Below are 19,224 nucleotides of genomic sequence, written 5' to 3'. Positions count from 1 at the left end.
TTAATTTTATGTAAAAATATCACAAATGGAAAGGAAATATCAACTGATGGGCATAGAAGATACAGAAAAGATGATATTAAAAAATCCGGCAGCTCGGCTGTCGGATTTTTTAAGTTAAATCCTTACATCAATCTTATGACTGGATGTCGGATGGGGAGCGGGAACGGCTGATTGCTGAATCATGTTGATCATTTCTTGGCTTTGAATCTGAACCGTATCCATCGCTTTCCTTGTCAGGGCAATCCCGACGCTTTGCTGCAGCTGGATCTGATGCAATCCAACCGATAATGCGGAAATATCCATAGAATACCCTCCTTTCAACAACTTCAACCCATTTTAGCACAAAAGCGAAAAAATTTTTTAAAAACTATTAAACTATCTCTCCCAGCGCCGATATAAAACACGAGCGAGGAATAGGGCGGCCGACCTATCATCCTCACGTTCACACGGATGTGAACCCAAAACCATTTCAAGGAGGAAAAACACATGATTATCAACCACAATATCGCAGCGTTAAACACGTTGAACCGATTAAATGCTGCTACTAATGCCCAATCGAAATCGATGGAAAAACTATCTTCCGGTCTTCGCATTAACCGTGCTGGAGACGATGCTGCAGGACTTGCCATTTCCGAAAAAATGCGTGCGCAAATTCGCGGCTTAGACCAAGCATCTCGTAACGCTCAAGACGGTATTTCTTTAATTCAAACGGCTGAAGGTGCGTTAAACGAAACACACTCCATCCTTCAACGTATGCGTGAACTGGCTGTTCAATCTGCCAACGACACTAACACTGTAGATGATAGAGCAGAACTTCAAAAAGAAGTGGATCAGTTAGCAGAAGAAATTACTCGTATTTCTAATACAACAGAGTTCAACACTCAAAAATTACTTGATGGCTCAGTTTCTGGAAATGGATTAACATTCCAAATTGGTGCAAACTCTGGTCAAACTATAAATTTAAAAATCGGTGCAATGGATGCTGTTAGACTTGGTGTTGCTAGCGGAACTAGTGGAGCGAATGCAACAGTTACAGGTGGTATTGATATTTCAACAGATGCGGCCACAGCTACTGCTGCCATTGCAAAAATTGATACGGCAATTGAAAAGGTGTCAGCAGAACGTTCCAAACTTGGTGCTTACCAAAATCGCTTAGAACATACGATTAATAACTTAAGTACATCTTCTGAAAACTTAACAGCTGCTGAATCCCGTATCCGTGACGTAGATATGGCGAAAGAAATGATGGAACAAACGAAGAGCTCTATTCTTGCTCAAGCTGCCCAAGCAATGTTGGCTCAAGCAAACCAACAACCGCAAGGAGTTCTGCAACTTCTTCGTTAATTTTCAGTTAAAAGTGATCTTCTTTTGTAGAAGGTCACTTTTTTTCTCTTGATATTGAAAGGTTCTTTTCAAGCGAATCTACTCTAATTCAGAAACCCACTTTTTTTAAAGATGGCTAGCATAGTAAAAGTATATTAAATCTTTTTCTTGAAGTGCAAAGAATTTGGAACAACTTCGTAAAATAAAGTAAGGGAGTAATTCGGCTTATTTCCGCTTGAATAATGAAATCCTTCCGCTATCGTTATTAAAGTTCTTATACAATCTATTTCGATAAAATCACCAAAGTAATTCTTTTATTTATTCTATCCTCCTTTAGATAGATTTGTGTAATCTGATTTTTATCTACATATATAGACTAAAAAGAAAATATATTTTGGGTAAATGGTAAAGAGTTTTAGCAGGATTATGGATTTATTGTAGCTATATCAAAAGAAGTTTTCTGATATTTTACATATATGTTTTTCTAAAAATAATCAGTTAATTTACTGAGTTGAGGGTGAATTTATGAATGATCAAAATAAAACAATAGTTCTTTTTAATGGTCAAAGTCAATATAATGTACTTCGTTTTTTTATAAAAGATTTAGCATTTTCATTTAAACAACTTGGTTTTGATGTTGAGATAATAGATTTACTAAAGTCTTCATGGGCAACGGAATTGGAAAAGGTTTTAAAAGAAAAAAATGTATTTTTCTTTTTGTCCATGAACGCCATGGGTGTGGATTTGAAAGTTGGAGACAAGCCTTTATATGATTATGTAAATATCCCCTTATTTGCATTTATGGTGGATCATCCAATGTACCACATAAATAGATTAAATCTCGGTTTGAAAAATCTTATCGTTTCCTGTGTGGATAAAACACATATTAGTTTTTTAAACCGATTTCTCAAGGGAGGATATACAAAAATTTTTATTCCCCATGGTGCACCTTATCCTGTACCTGAAACTTTAAAATCAATGAAAGAACGAAATATTGACATTTTATTTTCGGGATCTTTTACAAATCCAGATCATTTTCGTAACCAATGGACTTCACAAGGAAAGCATATTGCACAATTATTCGATTCTATTATGGAAAGATATTTATATAGCTACGGTAAAACACTTATAAATATAGCCGAGGATGTATTTATTGAAAACGGGATTGATATTGAATATATGAATCATTACAAGTTTTGGCATACATTAATAAATGTTGATAAATATATTCGGCATAAAAGAAGATTTGAAACCATTTTAGAAATATCCAAAATAGGCGCTAGAATTGAATTATACGGTAATGGATGGGAAAACGGTTTGTTATCTGCAAACTCTATTAAAATTAACTCTTCCATAAATTTCGAAAAAACGCAGGAAAAAATGAGGAATTCAAAGATTGTATTAAATGTTTTACCGAATTTTATCAGAGGTGGACATGAAAGAATTTTTACTACTATGTTAAATGGTGCGGTTAGCTTAACGGATAAAAATTTATTTTTGAATGAAGTGTTTGAAGATAAAAAAGATATTTTATTATATTCATTTGGTCAACGTTTAGGTGATCTTTTAGAAAATTTACTTAACAATGAGGAGAGATTGCAAGCAATTGCTGATAAAGGTAGAAAAAAAGTTGAGCAAAATCATACTTGGCTTACAAGAGCGAAGAAAATAGTAGAAACGGTGATTTATCATAAGTATTTCACTTCATAAAAAATGTTATTAGCGTGGTTAGTCTAAGAAAACAAAATTGTAATGTTTAGCTTAGTTTTGTCAGTATGTTTAGAAAATTTTTGTGTTTAAAGTGGAAGGAAACCACTTGAGATAAACCTGGTTTAAAGATCTCACTTATAAAAACTAGTGAGATCTTTGTTCTATTTTTAAAATTATTTTTGAAATTGGTGATTGTTGTTTTTGACTTGATTGATTTTCACTCAATATTTTGTTTTTAAGTCCGATAATATTAATAGAAAAGTTCTTTCTATCAATAGTAATTCGGAGGCATATGATGATTTTAAAAATAAATGAAAAAACATGGGACTTAAATCAACCGAGCCCTAATGATGTCATAGAGAAAATTAATAGTGAAACGAACGATAACTATTTTTTTAGCCATTTCATTGCTGACGGAAAAGAAATTTATGAAGATCATGAGTTGTTTTTAGAAGATCATCTTACAGAAATCAGTGAATTGGAGATTGTTCTGAAAACAGTGAAACAGTTTATTAATGACATACTCCTTTCTGCCAGTGAATATATCCAAAGAGCCAAACCAGAACTTCCTCATTTAGTTGATGAATTTTATCATCATTCCGATCAAACGACTTGGGATCGATTTATGGACTTTCTTGAGGGTTTAGAATGGTTGAATCAAATGATTGCCACGATTGATAGAACAAAGCAGCGGCCGGAAAATTGGGATCAATATTTAAACATAGCTGCAGCGCTAAAAGAGCATTTAAAAAGTTTGCAAGAAGCGTTGGAAAACCAAGATGAAGTGCTTATTGCGGATACGATTCAATACGAACTGCTTCCGCTGTTAGAAGAATTGGGGAAAGAAATTGATTCAACAATCGATCAAGAGGGATACCGCTATGATATTAGTTGATAATCGCATGTATTTAAATTTACATCATCGAGAATTGTTTCAAAAATTGTTGCCGCTGGAATCTCAAGAGAGCGATCAAGTTATAGTGGAGCCAACCAAAAAAGGCTCTTTAACAATGAAAATAAAATGGAATGACAAAATTCATTATCTTCACAGCAAATACGATCCGGAACATGAAGCAGCAAGGCTGATTGAAAAATGGACAAATGTTGAGCAATATGAACAAGTTCTTTTTGTAGGAATTGGGCTAGGGTACCATATAAAACAATTCGCCAATCAATATCCAGCTATGAAATTTTCTATTTATGAACCAAATCCAGAAGTGTTGGTTCAATTTTTTACGCACATCAACATAAAGGTTTGGCCTTTAAAAAATGTACAGTCTATTTTTACTGGAACTGACAAGCAACAATTAACAATCGAGATTCAAAAATTGTTGAATAACGGGAAAAATATACTCGTGATTCCTCTAACGGCTTATGAAACAATTTACGTGAATGAATTAACGTTTATTATGAAGGCATTGAAAGAACAATTGTTACATGAAAGAACTAATGTAGCAACGAATGCAGCGTTTCAAAAGCGATGGACGATCAACTCAATTAAAAATTTTCCATACGTGATGAAAACACCCAATATTTTACATGATGTCAATCCATCGATTTTTAAAGACAAACCAGCTATTATTGTGTCAGCAGGTCCTTCTCTTTCGGAGGAATTTGAAAACTTAAGATATATTAAAGAACATGGATTAGCCTACATTTTTTCAGTTGGGTCGGCTATTAACGCTTTGATCAGTCATGATATTTATCCGGATGCAGCGTGTACGTATGACCCCAGTCATTTGAATCAAAAAGTTTTTCAAAAAGTAAAAGAACTCAACATTTCTTCCATACCATTAATTTTTGGCAGCAGCGTTGGGTTTGAAACTCTCAAAGATTATCCGGGACCAATGCTACATATGCTGACAAGTCAAGATACCATTTCTCCTCAATTAGTTAGAACAAATGACAATGAAGGGGTAAAAACTGTTTTGGATGCACCTTCGATTGCAGTGATGACGTTTCAATTATTAAAACTTCTTGAGTGTCAGCCAATTATTTTAGTAGGACAAAATCTATCATTCAAAGATCGTAGCCGCTATGCTGAAGGGATTGAATATGACCATGTTGCGAATCGAGTTTCGGAAAATGAATTGAATGAAAACTTAATGGTGGAAGATGTATATGGTAATATGGTTTACACAAATGAAGGATTTAAAAGTATGAAAAATCAGTTGGAAATGTATATTAAAAACGCAAAGGACACAGAAGTGATCAACACCACAAACGGTGGAGCTAAGATTCAAGGAACGACTTTTATTCGTTTATCTGAAGTGATTAAAAATAGATTGAAAAAACCGGTTGTTCGAGATTCTTGGTATCAAGTAAATAATCAATATGATATAAAGTATTGTGATGCTCAGCTTCAAAAAATGAATATAAGTTTAAAAGAATTTGATAAGCTGGTTTCATCTTTAGAAGACATGTTAACAAAGATTCAGCAGTTTTCTAACCGCTACCATGCGGAACAAATGGAAAAGCAATTGGGTAAATTTGATAAACGATTCAATCAATTAAAACGAAATTTATTTTATCAAATGTTTATTTCACCAATGGTGAGAATTCAATTTAAAAAATTGACGCAAAAAGCGAATGAAATACGAAAAGAAAAGAATTCCAGCTTGAAAGGGCAAATGGTTGTAAAAGAATTTGGAGATTTTATAAAGGAATGTCAATTACACTTAGATTTTATTCGTCCCTATTATCAAGAACTTTGTAAAGAAATTGACGAATTATCACACAATCTAAAAATATAAGGTGAGAATATGCACAATAAAATATTAGTAACGGGGGCTGATGGCTTTATCGGTTCCCATCTGACTGAGGAATTAGTGAGACAAGGTTATAATGTTCGGGCTTTTGTTTATTATAATTCTTTTAATTCATGGGGATGGCTCGATTCCAGCTCGCCGGAGATTAAAAATGAATTAGAAGTATTCACTGGGGACGTTCGTGATCCTCATGGTGTAAAAGAAGCAATGAAAGGATGCGATTACGTCCTGCATTTGGCAGCATTAATTGCTATACCGTATTCTTATCATTCACCGTATACTTATGTTGATACAAATATAAAAGGCACACTCAATATTTTGCAGGCAGCCCGCGATTTAAATGTATCAAAGGTTGTCCACACTTCTACGAGTGAAGTCTATGGAACAGCTCAATACGTCCCTATTGATGAAAATCATCCATTACGGGGGCAATCTCCTTATTCAGCAACAAAAATTGGTGCTGATCAGCTTGCACTGTCATTTTATCGTTCCTTTGAAACTCCAGTCTCTGTCATACGCCCGTTTAATACATACGGACCGCGTCAATCAGCCAGGGCGGTCATTCCAACGATTATCACCCAATTAGCATCGGGAAAACGGAAAATTAAATTAGGCTCTATCCATCCAACTCGAGATTTTAATTATATAAAAGATACAGTAAATGGATTTATTTCGGTTATGAAACATGATCAGGCAATTGGCGAAGTGATTAATATTGGAAGTAACTACGAAGTATCAATTGGTGAAACTGCAAAGCTGATTGCTGACATTATGGGTGTTGATATGGAAATTGAAACAGATGATGTTCGGATTCGCCCTGAAAAAAGTGAAGTTGAAAGATTATGGGCAGACAATCAAAAAGCAAAGCAACTTCTTGGTTGGGAACCGATTTATGGTGGAAAAGACGGATTTAAAAAAGGCCTGCAAGAAACCATTGAATGGTTTACAGACGAAAGAAACTTATCTCTATATAAGGCAGATGTGTATAACATATGAATGATGAGTTAGTAGAATTAGCTAAAAGAATAAAAAACATTTGTCCGGAGAAAGATTTTATTCCGTTGCATGAACCAATATTCACAGGCAATGAGCAAAAGTATGTAGTTGATTGCATAAAGTCAGGGTGGGTGTCTTCTGTTGGAAGTTATGTTGATAAATTTGAAAGATTAATAGCCGAGTTTACCGGCGTAAAAAGAGCGGTTGCTGTTGTAAACGGGACCGCAGCCCTGCATATAGCATTAAAGATAGTAGGAGTTCAACCAGATGATGAAGTGCTAATCCCTTCCTTAACTTTTGTTGCAACCGGAAATGCAGTTGTTTATTGCGGGGCTTTTCCACATTTTGTGGATGTCTCCAAAACAACATTAGGTATCGATCCATTTAAGCTTGAAGATTATTTGAAAGAGGTAGCGATAGTAAAGAATAATGTTTGTGTAAATAAGCAAACTAACAGAATTATTCGAGCGATTGTTCCAATGCATACATTTGGACATCCTGTTGATTTAGATCCATTGTTAGATATATGTGAACGATGGAAATTAATGATGGTTGAAGATGCTGCAGAATCGCTGGGTTCCTATTATAAAGGGATTCATACAGGAAAGTTCGGAAAAGCTTCTGCCATGAGTTTTAATGGCAATAAGATTGTTACAACCGGCGGTGGAGGGGCGATTTTAACGAATGATGAAAAACTGGCAGATTATGCGAAGCATCTTACTACTACTGCTAAACTCCCTCATCGCTGGAAATATGAACATGATGAACTAGGATATAATTATCGTATGCCAAATATAAATGCAGCATTAGGATGCGCACAACTTGAACAGTTAGAAGATTTTATTGAAAAGAAACGTCAACTTGTTAGCAAATATGAGCAATTGATAGAAGATTATGAGGGGATTAAATTATTTAAAGAACCTGAGTTTGCAAGAAGCAATTACTGGCTGCAAACATTAATTTTTGATGAAAAAATGTATGACATAAATCAAGTTTTGGAAACGTTAAATAACCATAATGTGATGTCAAGACCTGTATGGAAACCGTTACATCTTTTAAATTCTTTTCAAAACTGTCCAAAAGCTGATTTGTCAGTTACAGAACAATTGCAGCATCAAATTGTGAATGTTCCAAGCAGTCCATACTTAGGGGAAGATGCGGATGAATAAAAGAAAAATCTGTGTTGTAACAGGTACAAGAGCAGAATATGGCCTTTTATATTGGTTAATGAAAGAAATACAAGCAGACCCTGATTTGGAACTGCAAATTATTGCGACAGGCATGCATTTATCCCCAGAGTTTGGTTTGACATATAAGCAAATTGAGGAAGACGGTTTTGTAATTAATGAAAAAGTTGAGATGCTATTATCTAGCGATACACCGGTAGGAATTGCAAAATCGTTGGGGTTGGGAACAATCGGATTTGCGGATTCTTTAAATCGGCTAAAACCCGATATTTTAGTTTTATTAGGAGATCGATTTGAAATATTAGCCGCAGCTCAAGCGGCGATGATTGCCAGAATACCGATTGCTCATATTCATGGGGGAGAATTAACAGAAGGATTAATTGATGAAGCTATTCGGCATTCTATTACCAAAATGTCGCACCTGCATTTTGTAGCAGCAGGGCAATATCGCAATAGAGTGATTCAACTAGGAGAGGATCCTAAACGGGTGTTTAACTTTGGGGCTATTGGATTGGATTATATCCAACGCCTAGAATTACTTGATCGTGAAAAATTTGAGAAATCGATTGATTTTAAACTAGGTAGCCCTACATTTTTAGTAACTTATCATCCTGTTACTTTGGAAAATCAAACAGCTGAACGAAACGTCCTGGAATTATTAAAAGCGTTAGAAAACTTTCCTAACGCCAAAATATTGTTTACAAAAGCAAATGCAGATACAGAGGGAAGGACTATCAATCAGTTATTAGAAGAATTTGTTCAAAAACATAAAGAGCGCTCAAAATTGTTTTCATCTTTAGGACAATTAAGATATTTAAGCGCATTAAAGCATGTTGATGTAGTTATTGGAAATTCATCTAGCGGAATTATAGAAGTACCATTATTTAAGAAACCGACAATTAATATTGGTGATAGACAAAAAGGTAGATTAAAAGCTAAATCCATTATCGATTGTGGAGAAAATGCTGAAGAGATTACGAATGCAATTCAAATAGCTTTATCTCAAGATTTTCAAAAAGTTTTGCAACAGGTAACTTCTTTATATGGATATGGTGGTACCTCTAAAAAAATTAAAGAAGTGTTAAAAAAAGTTGACTTACATGGAATCATTAAAAAGAATTTTTTCGATGTGGAAGTGACAATATGAGGATTGTCTTTATAGGTTGTGTGAAATTTAGCTACGCCGCTTTAGAGATGGTTATAAAAGAAACAAAAGCGGAAGTGGTAGGAGTTATAACAAAAAATGAATCTAAATTTAATGCTGATTTTGCATCCTTAGAGCCGTTAGCGAAAAAATATAAAATTCCTTTAATGATAGCAGAAAATAATGATCAAGAGCAAATGTATCAATGGATTAAAGAACTTAATCCTGATGTTATTTATTGCTTTGGCTGGTCGTACTTGCTTAACAAAAAAATATTAGAGATACCAAAATTAGGTGTAATCGGTTACCATCCTACCAAATTGCCGAAAAATAGAGGAAGGCATCCTATCATTTGGACACTTGTCTTAGGATTAAAAGAAACAGCTTCTACTTTCTTTTTCATGGATGAAGGTGCTGATTCTGGAGATATACTAAGTCAAGAAGTGTTACCTGTTTTAGAAACGGATGATGCAAATACTCTGTATAACAAATTAATTTCAACTGCACTACAGCAAATAAAAACATTTACTCATCAATTTATGGATAATACGTATAAAAGAATTCCACAAGATCATGATCAAGCCAATTACTGGCGAAAACGAAATAAAGAAGATGGTTTAATTAATTGGAGGATGTCTGCAAAAACGATTTATAATCTCGTACGCGCTTTAACGAAACCTTATGTTGGGGCACATTGTTTATATCGTAATAGAGAAGTTAAAGTTTGGAAAACGCAAATAGATCAACATTATTTTAATCAGGAAGAAGTTTTTCATATTGAACCAGGTAAAGTGTTAAAAGTAGAGGGGAACCATATTTACGTCAAATGTGGAGAAGGAGTTCTTATTCTTGTAGAACATGAACTATTTCCTTTACCTAAAGAAGGTGAGTATTTATGAAAAACAAGGTAGTTGTTGTAACACCGCATCCTGATGATGAAACCTTGGGATGTGGAGGAACATTATTAAAGCATAAACAACTGGGAGACGAAATTCATTGGCTAATTATTACACATGTTTCTGAAGAGTCTGGATTTGAGCCTGAAAAAGTAAAGGCGAGAGAGGAAGAGATAAGAAAGGTTAAAGAATTATATGGATTTCAAAGTGTTTATAATTTAAAGCTTCCTCCAACAAAATTGGACACAATACCAATTGGAAATATCGTTAAGCAAATAGGAGAAATTTTTACTCATTTGCAGCCTACCGTTGTTTATTTGCCTTATCGAGGGGATATTCATACTGATCATGCTGTCGTATTTGATGCAACAATTGCTTGCACTAAATGGTTTCGATATCCGACTATTGACAAAGTTCTTGTCTATGAAACTTTATCAGAGACCGATTTTAACTTAAATCCAGATAATAATGCTTTTCGTCCTAATGTATATGTCGATATTACCCCATTTTTAGAGAAGAAGATTGAAATTATGCGAATCTATAAAAGTGAGTTAGCAGAACATCCTTTTCCAAGAAGCATTAAATCTATTAAATCTCTTGCCTATTTGCGTGGATCGGCAGCTGGGTTTGAAGCAGCAGAAGCATTTTTATTGTTGCGAGAAAGAGTTAGATAAATCAGGGAGGATTTTACTTATGAGAGGTTACTTTTTTAAGGAATATTTAAAGTTTTTTTGGCTTAGACCTGAAAATGCTTTATTACTTGCGCTTAGAGCAGATGCCCTACAAAAAGTATTTAAATATTTTGATCAAAATAAAAAATCTGTTGATATTTCGTGTGGAGACGGCGTTTTTTCATTTATTGCTATGGGAGGAGTATTATCTGAATCTGTAGATATGTTCAGATCAGTTAATCTCTCTAGAACTTTTCGTCAAGGAAATTATGATGCGTTTGACTTCTTTAATGAGGACTATTTTATTAAAGTAAGCAAAACTCCTTCTAAAAATTATTATTATGGTACAGATTGGAAAGAAAATTTATTAAAAAAGGCAGAGAAATTAGGTTTTTATAATGAGCTAATACAACACGATAATAATTACAAATTACCTTTTAATGATCAGGAAATGCAATTTGCTATTCAAATAGTGCATACTGGGTAGATAAATTTGAAGCGCATTTAAAGGATATGGTAAGAATAACAGAGCCTAATGGTCTGATTGTATTAGAAATGAAGCATAAAGAGATAATAAATTACACTTATTGGAATTATATACCATTTATGAGCGATAAGTTCCATGAAATAATAAATGCAGGGCGATTAGATACTTGGAAGGGACTTAGAACTAAGGAAGAAATCTTGAATATATTAAAGTCTATTGATGAAGTTGAAATTGAATTAGTTGAGCCAATATATGGGGATATCTTAGCGAAAATATGGGATATTGGACTTAGACCTTTATTTAATCCTTTAGTTAAGATGGCGAATAATCTTACTGAAGAACAACGAATTGATATTAAGTTAGAGTGGTGCAATATTATTTATGAATTATTTATAGACTTTTTGGAAGATTATATGCCGGAAGAACATTCTGCAATTGAACATTTAATAGTTTTAAGAAAAAAATAATGTAAGTTTGGTGGGAAGTACAATAATGAAAACATTCATTATCGCAGAAGCAGGAGTGAATCACAACGGTTCGTTAGACTTGGCATTTCAACTAGTTGATGACGCAGTAGAAGCCGGTGCGGATGCCATTAAGTTTCAAACATTTAAAACCGAACATTTAGTCACAAAATCAGCCCAGCAGGCAGAATATCAAAAAAAGAATATTGGAAAGTCCTCATCACAATATGAAATGCTGAAAAAGCTGGAGTTAAGTTATGAGGGCTTTAAAAAGCTAAAGCAATATTGTGATGAAAAAGATATTATGTTTTTGTCTACACCTTTCGATTTAGAAAGTGTAGATTTTTTAATTCAACAATTGGAATTGAATGTTATAAAAATACCATCTGGCGAAATTACAAATGCTCCATATTTACATAAAATTGCATTGCATGGTGTCGATGTGATTTTATCGACAGGAATGGCTACAAAGGAAGAAATTCATCATGCACTAGCGTTTTTAGCTTACGGCTTTGCGAATAAAACGGATGTTTCATTTGATAAAGTAAAACGTTTTTATCAAACAGATGAAGCAAAAATGTTGCTGCAAGAAAAAGTAAGCATTTTACATTGTACAACAGAATATCCGACACCATACGAAGATGTACATTTGAATGCAATGGATGATATGAAAGAAGAATTTAATCTTTCTATTGGATTATCGGATCATACAGAAGGAATTGTTGTTCCTATTGCCGCAATTGCCAAAGGGGCGAAAATCATCGAAAAACACTTCACGTTAGATAAGACATTGCCAGGTCCAGATCATAAAGCTTCATTGGAGCCAAATGAATTAAAGGAAATGATTCAATCCATTCGAATCATTGAAAAAGCCCTTGGTGAGAAGCAAAAAAGACCGACGCAAACAGAGCTGAAAAATAAAGAAGTGGCAAGAAAAAGTTTAGTTGCGGCTAAACCAATTAAAAAAGGAGAAGTATTTACCTTTGATAATCTAACGGTAAAGCGGCCTGGAATAGGAATCGAACCATACTATTATTGGGATTATATCGGACAAAAAGCAGGGCAAGATTATGAAGAAGATGAGGTTATAACGTAATGTGTTCTAAACCAGTGATTATTATTGGAAATGGTGGACATGCGCGGGTATTGGTTGACATTTTATTGATGCAAAAAAGAAAAATAATCGGTTATACAGAGCCCAAAAAAGAAAACAATCCGTACAATATTGCTTACTTAGGGAACGACGAAGAAATATTACAATACCATCCGCAAGAAATTGAATTGGTGAATGGTCTTGGTTCTGTTTCCAATATGAAGATTCGAGCAACTATTTTCAACTTTTTTAAATCAAAAGGCTATCAATTTTCTTCTATTATTCATCCTTCTGCAATTATTTCGGATTCGGTTGTACTAGGCGAAGGTGTTCAAATCATGGCAGGAGCGGTTATTCAACCGTTTACGAAAATTGCCGATAATACTATTGTAAACACTTCAGCTAGTATAGACCATGATTGCTTTATCAATAAACATTGTCATATTGCGCCTGGGTGTGTTTTGTCAGGCGGTGTTGTAGTTGGCGAAGAAACTCATATAGGCACAGGTGCAAAAATTATTCAAAATATTACAGTCGGTAACAATGTGTTAGTGGGTGCAGGTTCCTTAGTCTTAAGAGACATCGGCGATAATAAGAAAGTTTATGGTAGTCCTGCTAAGGAAGTGAGTAAATGAGAAATTGGAAAGAATTGTTGGTACCTCCTTCTACATCCATTATTGAAACGATGAAAAATATAGACAATACCGCTGCCCAAATCGCATTAGTAGTAGATGATGATTTTCGGCTTTTAGGTACAGTGACAGATGGGGATATAAGAAGGGGAATTTTAAGAGGCATTTCACTTGATGACCGAGTAACGAAAGTGATGAATAAAAATCCGATTACGATGAAAAAAGGAACATCGAAGCAGGCAATTAAAAAGATTTTTCAAGAAAAAAAACTACGCCAGCTTCCTATTCTGAATAAAAATAATCAAGTGGTTGATGTGATATTTTCAGATGTATTATTTGATTCACTTTCATTTGATAATTGGGTTGTCTTAATGGCAGGAGGATTGGGCACCAGACTTTTGCCTTTGACTGAAAACATACCTAAACCAATGTTAACGGTTGGCACTAAGCCGATTTTGCAAACGATATTAGAAAGTTTTATTGAACATGGGTTTCATCGGTTTTACTTTTCCGTCAATTATAAACGTGAAATAATAAAAGATTATTTTGGTAATGGGTTAGAATGGGGAGTAACCATCCAGTACCTTGATGAAAATCAAAGGTTAGGAACTGCCGGAGCACTTTCACTTTTTACTGAAAAGCCAACAAAACCTATTATTGTGATGAATGGAGATATTTTAACCAAAATTAATTTTCAGCAACTTTTGCAGTTTCACGAAGAAAGTGAATCAATGGCGACAATGTGTGTAAGAGAATATCAACTTCAAATACCTTATGGAGTAGTTAGAACAGAAGGAACAAGGCTTTGTTCGATTGAAGAAAAACCGATTGAACGACATTTCGTCAATGCAGGGATATACGTTTTAAATCCTGAGGTGTTGAATTACATACCTGAAAATCAGTATTTTGATATGCCGTCTCTGTTTGAATTATTGATCAAGCGACAAGAGAAAACCAATGTATTTCCTATTCGAGAATATTGGTTAGATATTGGGAAAATTCCGGATTTTGAAAAAGCCAATTTGGAGTTTTCGGAGGTTTTTGAATGATTCATGATAAAAAAGTACTTGCCATTATCCCTGCAAGGGGAGGATCAAAAGGAATTCCAAGAAAAAATATCAAAAATCTAGCAGGAAAACCGTTGATTGCTTGGACGATTGAAGAAGCCAAAAAATCAAAATATATAGATCGGCTTATTTTAACTTCTGAAGATAAAGAAATCATAAACGTCGCCAAGGAATATGGCTGCGAGGTTCCGTTTGTGCGACCAAAAGAATTGGCGCAAGATGATACTCCCGGAGTAGCCCCCATTCTTCATGCAATTCAAGAAGTACCGGGGTTTGATTATATCGTCCTTTTACAACCAACGTCTCCCCTTCGATTAGTTAAAGATATTGATGATGCGATAGAGAAAAGTGAAAAAAATCATGGGATTGCCTGTGTATCCGTTTGTAAAACAGATAAAAATCCGTATTGGATGTATCAACTGGATTCAAAAGATTTTATGAGTCCAATTATCAATACGGATCACTTTCCCGTTAGAAGGCAAGATACACCAGCTATTTATCAATTAAATGGTGCTGTGTATGTCTCTACTGTCAAAGAGCTAATCAAACAGCAAACTTTCCTGCAAGATAAGGTACTAGCTTATCAAATGCCAAGTGAACGCTCTGTTGATATTGATACAATCTTGGATTTTAAAATTTGTGAGATGCTTCTTAAATCGCGGTAATAAATGCTCAAACATTGGTTATATAGACACAAAAGGGAAAGATGAAAGGCTTGATGGGAGATGTCCTTAAGAAGTTCATGGATCAGAACCCTGAAACTTCTTTTTACAAAAACTTGTCAAAGAATCATGGATATTTTTGGAGAAGAAAATGTAAGTGGTTATTCAGCTGGATTTCCCCAAGTTTTTATAGAAAATGGCCGCGCAAGCAGGAGAAAAATTAAAGAAATGCTTTGGTGGTCATCCAATAGCGAGTATTCGAGTTGAACAAATATGATTCAAAACAGTGATTTTCTTTTTGAAGATCACTGTTTTAAGTTTTATATCAGTCCCGCTCTAAGAAATAGGCTTGAATGGATGAGACTGGTCGGAAGATGTTCTCCTTGGGATTTTCCATTCCTCTCGTAAATTCCGCATATTAGTTTGGATACTTTTAAATCCAATTCAAAACAGGCGCTTATGAATGATTAAGAAGACATCTATCTCTATCAAAAATTAAATACCATTATTTTCATGTGCAAAAATCGCAAAATCACTTTTAATTTTTACTTGAATTCAACATCGAATATTGGTATTATTTGCTTGTAATATTCAATAGTTACCAGGGAGGGATAAAGATGGAGTTTGATTTAAAAACTTTTCGACAAGAAGTTTTAAATTTGTCACAATCTGAGTTGGCAGATAGGCTGGGTGTTAGCAGAGATAAAATTGTTCGAATGGAAAACGACCCTGGAAAAATAGAATTGCGTATGCTTATTAAACTAGCCAAAATTACAGGGCAAACATTAGAAGAATTGACGGGATTTAAGAAAGAGATACCAAACACGTTTTCGGTAAAAAACAACTGGAAAAATGTAGAGGATTTAAAAAAACTCATTCAGAATGAACTAACAAAATTACAGAATCATAGTGATTTCAGCAACTTTAAAGATGAGATTATTCAGTTGGGTCGACTTAACAACCCCGTAAAACCCAGAATAGCTGTATTGGGTATGTCAGATGCTGGGAAAAGCACTTTTATTAACTCACTATTAGGTGCTAACGAACTTCCAGCTTATTGGACGCCTGCTACAGCAACGAATGTACATATTAAACATGTATTAGATCGTCCGGCTAATTTACTACATGATGTGATTATTTTAGACAACGAAAAGGAATCAATTGAAATTGAAAAATTATCAGAACCCGAGTATTACGAAAAATATAAAGTAGCTGCAGGAGGGCTTAACTTACTTAAGGAGTTCGGTACCAGAAAGGGAAAATTTTATGATGAAGACCGAAATCTTTTAATAATAGTGTATTTGGATAAAGAGATTTTAAGAGTGTGCGATTTAATTGATGTTCCTGGATTTGGCACTGGAGATCGTGCTCTCGACAATACAATGGCAAATTCGACACAAAAAATTGCTGATATCATTGTTTATTTATCGCCATCCAACGCATTTTTAAGAGGTGAAGAAATCCAATTTATAAGAAACTCCTTAAACATTTTGGATCCATTAGAAAGAAAGGACAGTAATATAATCTCTCCACTTGGAAATTTTTATGTGGTAGCTTCTCATGCGAAAGCTGTTGATGATGGTAATTTAGTTTCGCTTAAGAATGTTCTTGATGCTGGTGCTGAAAGGCTGTACACCGATATTAATCCTGAAATATGGCATAAAAAGCAAAGAATAACCGGTTATGAATACACCTTAGAAATACTGCGAAAAAGATTCTTTACCTTTGCCACAGACACTCAAATTTTACGGGATGAGTTGGAGATTGATCTTAAAAGATTATTAGAAACAATACCAGAAATAATTGAACAAAAGTATCGAGAAAAAGTTAAAGACTATCTATTTCAATTAAAAAAACAATCTGAAGAAAAGATTGAATTTAACAAGATGTTATTAAAAAGAAGAGACGAGTATATAAAAATTCTTAATGAGACTATAAAGAACATGCCTCAAGAAGAAATAGTGAGCGAGTCCTTAAGAAAAGAAGTTTTAAATAAAATAAGGGCACTTAAATCTGAAAGTTTGAATGAGTTTAGGACTGAATTCCATAGGATAATCAATTTGGAACATATTTTAAACATAATCAAAAAAAATAAATACAGTAGAAAAAAACAGGATTTAAAAAGACTATCTGGATACATTTCTGGGGAATTAGAGTCTGTTTTAGAGAACATATTAGTAAAAAAATCCGAGGAGCTTTCAGATATTATTGAAACATACTTAAAAGAAATAAACAATAATATCAACTCGGTAAGTAAAAAATATTCAGGTGTACATTTACACAATACTCTAGTATTTGATGTTAAAAATGCATTTGCTAGCGGTCTTGTCGGGATTGCTACTTTTGGTGGACTAGCCATCTGGGCCTCTACACTTGGTAACTTGGGTGGGTATATTCTTGTAGCACAGTCAGTAAGTTTATTATCATCTATCGGCATTTCTGTTGGGGGAACAGCTGCCGCAGCTTCCGCTGTTGCTTCAATAGGGGGGCCTATTACTTTAGGAATTGCTCTGGCAATAATTACTACTCTTTCAACTTTTGCAATAACTACTGGTACTTGGAAAAAGAGTATCTCTAAAAAAATTATTAAAGAATATGATAAGCAGGATGCTCTTTCTAAGTATGAAAATGTAATTACTTCTTTCTGGATAGACACAGAAAAAGCATTTGAACAAGCGGATGATAAAATGAAAAAAGCCGCGAGAGAACGAGTTCAATCTTTAAAGAATAGTATCAATGTTTTAGACGATACTTATTTAGCTAATGAAATAGACATACACACTAAATTTATTCAAATCTTAGAGCAAATAAATGGACTTTTAAAGTTTAAGATAAACATTTAAACTCAATCAAAAAAGTGGCTTTTAGTCTTAGATTTAAAGAGTATAGGCCTTTCAAAAGAGAATGAATTTGATAATTTAAAATTTTGGTTTGACCACATATTCTTCTTTAGAAAGGACCATTTTTCGGTTTGGGTAAGAAGAAGCGAAAAATGGAGAATGATATAGTCGTGTAAGGTGTTTGGGGTTCTTGCCGAGGGGAGGGGTAAGAACCCCAAACACCCAACAACATTTATGGGAATTAACATTGTGGTTCCCTTTTGAAGTGATCACTTTGATAAAAACAAAAAAAGGTTGTCCCACTTAAATAGGTGCAATGTGATCCAAAAAGCAAAAAAAAACGGCTCTAAACCAAATGTGGTAGTAACTTCATACCTTATATGTATATGGGGGTTAGTAAGGGTCTAGAAAAGACGAAAAAATCATTTTTTCATAGAACTATAAGGAATAATAGATCAACATGGTGGATTTATGGGATTTTCAGTTTGTGGATGAAGGTTATCATGTTTGGTTATAAACGAAACAACGAAAACAAAGTTGTGTAAAGTTCTTTAGAAGTTTCTTGAAATTAAATTTTTAAGTAAACAAATATAAAAATAACTACTTAAAATTTTGGATAAGGGGGTAATACATAGAAAGTTAAAAGTTAAATGGCAAGAAGTACGTGAAATTTATTTTTGATCAATACGTTTAATTGTCAGTGTTAGATGCCCATAAGGCACTTTTCACAAATCATTTCCCCTTCGTTTTGCAAATACGCTTTGATTTCAGCCATCCCTTTTCTTTCAGGATAACGCATTTTCACATAAATCTCTTCATTTCCTTGAATTTCTATGCCGCATTTAGAGCATTTATCAGTAATTTTAAACACTGATAATCCTCCATCTACCTTTAATCTTTTTTCTACTAATTAATTATGCCATCCCCCAAATCATAAAAATAACCAATTTTTTAGAAGCTTTAGCTTGTTTTCGATAATAGTGGTCCACATATGTCTTTATGTGGATGAAAGAATTGCTGGAAGAGCATACCGATGACAACAGACACAGCGGCTTTATTTTAATATTCTCATCTACCTATATGTCATTACTTCTATTACTAAGTTCCTCCCCGATTACCTACTAAATTTCCCATGGATTGGCAAAAAGCGGATTATCTTACTTAATAGCACATTCATCGAGTTCATCTGGTTTGTTTCGATAGAGTTCCGTTTGCATTTTAGTGGCTTCAGCATCACTTAGCTTATTATTGATGAATGTATTCATCAGCAAAAGATGGAAGAGG

Annotated in this window: 18 protein-coding genes; 16 read left to right on the top strand and 2 right to left on the bottom strand. The window is 34.1% G+C overall.

The annotated features are described in order from the left end of the window. Positions 1-114: 114 nt before the first annotated feature. Entirely contained in the window at positions 115-303 is a 189-nt protein-coding gene (locus NST81_RS14920; RefSeq protein WP_341030154.1) for a YjfB family protein, read from the bottom strand. Positions 304-486: 183 nt separating this feature from the next. Between NST81_RS14920 and hag the strand changes: the two genes are divergently transcribed. From hag to NST81_RS14840, 16 genes are all read left to right on the top strand, one after another. Next, positions 487-1,344 (top strand): flagellin Hag, encoded by an 858-nt coding sequence (gene hag, locus NST81_RS14915; RefSeq protein ID WP_341030153.1) that lies wholly within the window; start codon positions 487-489, stop codon positions 1,342-1,344. A gap of 504 nt (positions 1,345-1,848) precedes the next feature. Continuing rightward, on the top strand, positions 1,849-3,033 hold the full coding sequence (locus tag NST81_RS14910; RefSeq protein ID WP_341030152.1) for a glycosyltransferase: 1,185 nt from the start codon (positions 1,849-1,851) through the stop codon (positions 3,031-3,033). Positions 3,034-3,328: 295 nt separating this feature from the next. Beyond that, positions 3,329-3,928 (top strand): hypothetical protein, encoded by a 600-nt coding sequence (locus NST81_RS14905; protein ID WP_341030151.1) that lies wholly within the window; start codon positions 3,329-3,331, stop codon positions 3,926-3,928. Continuing rightward, a complete protein-coding gene (locus NST81_RS14900) occupies positions 3,915-5,786 on the top strand; it encodes a motility associated factor glycosyltransferase family protein (RefSeq protein ID WP_341030150.1) in 1,872 nt (623 codons plus the stop codon). The genes NST81_RS14905 and NST81_RS14900 overlap by 14 nt, the downstream gene beginning before the upstream one ends. Before the next feature lie 9 nt (positions 5,787-5,795). Beyond that, positions 5,796-6,797 carry an NAD-dependent 4,6-dehydratase LegB gene (locus tag NST81_RS14895; protein WP_341030149.1) on the top strand — a complete coding sequence of 334 codons (1,002 nt, stop codon included), beginning with the start codon at positions 5,796-5,798 and terminating at the stop codon, positions 6,795-6,797. Continuing rightward, positions 6,794-7,966, top strand: a complete 1,173-nt coding sequence (locus tag NST81_RS14890; RefSeq protein WP_341030148.1) for a LegC family aminotransferase — start codon at positions 6,794-6,796, stop codon at positions 7,964-7,966. The genes NST81_RS14895 and NST81_RS14890 overlap by 4 nt, the downstream gene beginning before the upstream one ends. Beyond that, positions 7,959-9,131, top strand: a complete 1,173-nt coding sequence (neuC, locus tag NST81_RS14885; protein ID WP_341030147.1) for a UDP-N-acetylglucosamine 2-epimerase — start codon at positions 7,959-7,961, stop codon at positions 9,129-9,131. Before NST81_RS14890 ends, neuC begins: the two co-directional genes overlap by 8 nt. Continuing rightward, complete coding sequence (locus NST81_RS14880; RefSeq protein ID WP_341030146.1) at positions 9,128-10,027, top strand: formyltransferase family protein; 900 nt, start codon at positions 9,128-9,130, stop codon at positions 10,025-10,027. Before neuC ends, NST81_RS14880 begins: the two co-directional genes overlap by 4 nt. Beyond that, complete coding sequence (locus NST81_RS14875) at positions 10,024-10,698, top strand: PIG-L deacetylase family protein (protein WP_341030145.1); 675 nt, start codon at positions 10,024-10,026, stop codon at positions 10,696-10,698. Before NST81_RS14880 ends, NST81_RS14875 begins: the two co-directional genes overlap by 4 nt. 19 nt (positions 10,699-10,717) lie before the next feature. Beyond that, complete coding sequence (locus NST81_RS14870) at positions 10,718-11,182, top strand: hypothetical protein (RefSeq protein ID WP_341030144.1); 465 nt, start codon at positions 10,718-10,720, stop codon at positions 11,180-11,182. A 26-nt stretch (positions 11,183-11,208) separates the two neighbouring features. After that, positions 11,209-11,649: a hypothetical protein gene (locus NST81_RS14865; RefSeq protein WP_341030143.1), complete on the top strand. Its 441-nt coding sequence runs from the start codon at positions 11,209-11,211 to the stop codon at positions 11,647-11,649. Positions 11,650-11,674: 25 nt separating this feature from the next. Continuing rightward, positions 11,675-12,742 carry an N-acetylneuraminate synthase gene (neuB, locus tag NST81_RS14860; RefSeq protein WP_341030142.1) on the top strand — a complete coding sequence of 356 codons (1,068 nt, stop codon included), beginning with the start codon at positions 11,675-11,677 and terminating at the stop codon, positions 12,740-12,742. Further along, a complete protein-coding gene (locus tag NST81_RS14855) occupies positions 12,742-13,374 on the top strand; it encodes an acetyltransferase (protein ID WP_341030141.1) in 633 nt (210 codons plus the stop codon). Before neuB ends, NST81_RS14855 begins: the two co-directional genes overlap by 1 nt. Next, positions 13,371-14,420: a nucleotidyltransferase family protein gene (locus NST81_RS14850; RefSeq protein ID WP_341030140.1), complete on the top strand. Its 1,050-nt coding sequence runs from the start codon at positions 13,371-13,373 to the stop codon at positions 14,418-14,420. The genes NST81_RS14855 and NST81_RS14850 overlap by 4 nt, the downstream gene beginning before the upstream one ends. Further along, on the top strand, positions 14,417-15,103 hold the full coding sequence (locus NST81_RS14845) for an acylneuraminate cytidylyltransferase family protein (protein ID WP_341030139.1): 687 nt from the start codon (positions 14,417-14,419) through the stop codon (positions 15,101-15,103). The genes NST81_RS14850 and NST81_RS14845 overlap by 4 nt, the downstream gene beginning before the upstream one ends. Before the next feature lie 614 nt (positions 15,104-15,717). Further along, entirely contained in the window at positions 15,718-17,943 is a 2,226-nt protein-coding gene (locus tag NST81_RS14840; RefSeq protein ID WP_341030138.1) for a dynamin family protein, read from the top strand. A gap of 700 nt (positions 17,944-18,643) precedes the next feature. Here the strand turns inward: NST81_RS14840 and NST81_RS14835 are convergent. Further along, positions 18,644-18,811 (bottom strand): Fe3+ hydroxamate ABC transporter substrate-binding protein, encoded by a 168-nt coding sequence (locus tag NST81_RS14835; protein WP_341030137.1) that lies wholly within the window; start codon positions 18,809-18,811, stop codon positions 18,644-18,646. Positions 18,812-19,224: the final 413 nt, after the last annotated feature.

It is taken from the genome of Bacillus sp. FSL W8-0223, assembly GCF_038006805.1.
Taxonomy (GTDB): Bacteria; Bacillota; Bacilli; order Bacillales; family DSM-4216; genus Bacillus_O; species Bacillus_O smithii.
The sequence above is the reverse complement of the archived record's forward strand: the minus strand, read 5'-3'. Positions and strand labels throughout refer to the sequence as shown.

Coding starts and splice junctions, on each gene's coding strand:
- NST81_RS14920 (WP_341030154.1), bottom strand. CDS start 303: ATGGATATTTCCGCATTATCGGTTGGATTGCATCAGATCCAGCTGCAG.
- hag (WP_341030153.1), top strand. CDS start 487: ATGATTATCAACCACAATATCGCAGCGTTAAACACGTTGAACCGATTA.
- NST81_RS14910 (WP_341030152.1), top strand. CDS start 1,849: ATGAATGATCAAAATAAAACAATAGTTCTTTTTAATGGTCAAAGTCAA.
- NST81_RS14905 (WP_341030151.1), top strand. CDS start 3,329: ATGATTTTAAAAATAAATGAAAAAACATGGGACTTAAATCAACCGAGC.
- NST81_RS14900 (WP_341030150.1), top strand. CDS start 3,915: ATGATATTAGTTGATAATCGCATGTATTTAAATTTACATCATCGAGAA.
- NST81_RS14895 (WP_341030149.1), top strand. CDS start 5,796: ATGCACAATAAAATATTAGTAACGGGGGCTGATGGCTTTATCGGTTCC.
- NST81_RS14890 (WP_341030148.1), top strand. CDS start 6,794: ATGAATGATGAGTTAGTAGAATTAGCTAAAAGAATAAAAAACATTTGT.
- neuC (WP_341030147.1), top strand. CDS start 7,959: ATGAATAAAAGAAAAATCTGTGTTGTAACAGGTACAAGAGCAGAATAT.
- NST81_RS14880 (WP_341030146.1), top strand. CDS start 9,128: ATGAGGATTGTCTTTATAGGTTGTGTGAAATTTAGCTACGCCGCTTTA.
- NST81_RS14875 (WP_341030145.1), top strand. CDS start 10,024: ATGAAAAACAAGGTAGTTGTTGTAACACCGCATCCTGATGATGAAACC.
- NST81_RS14870 (WP_341030144.1), top strand. CDS start 10,718: ATGAGAGGTTACTTTTTTAAGGAATATTTAAAGTTTTTTTGGCTTAGA.
- NST81_RS14865 (WP_341030143.1), top strand. CDS start 11,209: ATGGTAAGAATAACAGAGCCTAATGGTCTGATTGTATTAGAAATGAAG.
- neuB (WP_341030142.1), top strand. CDS start 11,675: ATGAAAACATTCATTATCGCAGAAGCAGGAGTGAATCACAACGGTTCG.
- NST81_RS14855 (WP_341030141.1), top strand. CDS start 12,742: ATGTGTTCTAAACCAGTGATTATTATTGGAAATGGTGGACATGCGCGG.
- NST81_RS14850 (WP_341030140.1), top strand. CDS start 13,371: ATGAGAAATTGGAAAGAATTGTTGGTACCTCCTTCTACATCCATTATT.
- NST81_RS14845 (WP_341030139.1), top strand. CDS start 14,417: ATGATTCATGATAAAAAAGTACTTGCCATTATCCCTGCAAGGGGAGGA.
- NST81_RS14840 (WP_341030138.1), top strand. CDS start 15,718: ATGGAGTTTGATTTAAAAACTTTTCGACAAGAAGTTTTAAATTTGTCA.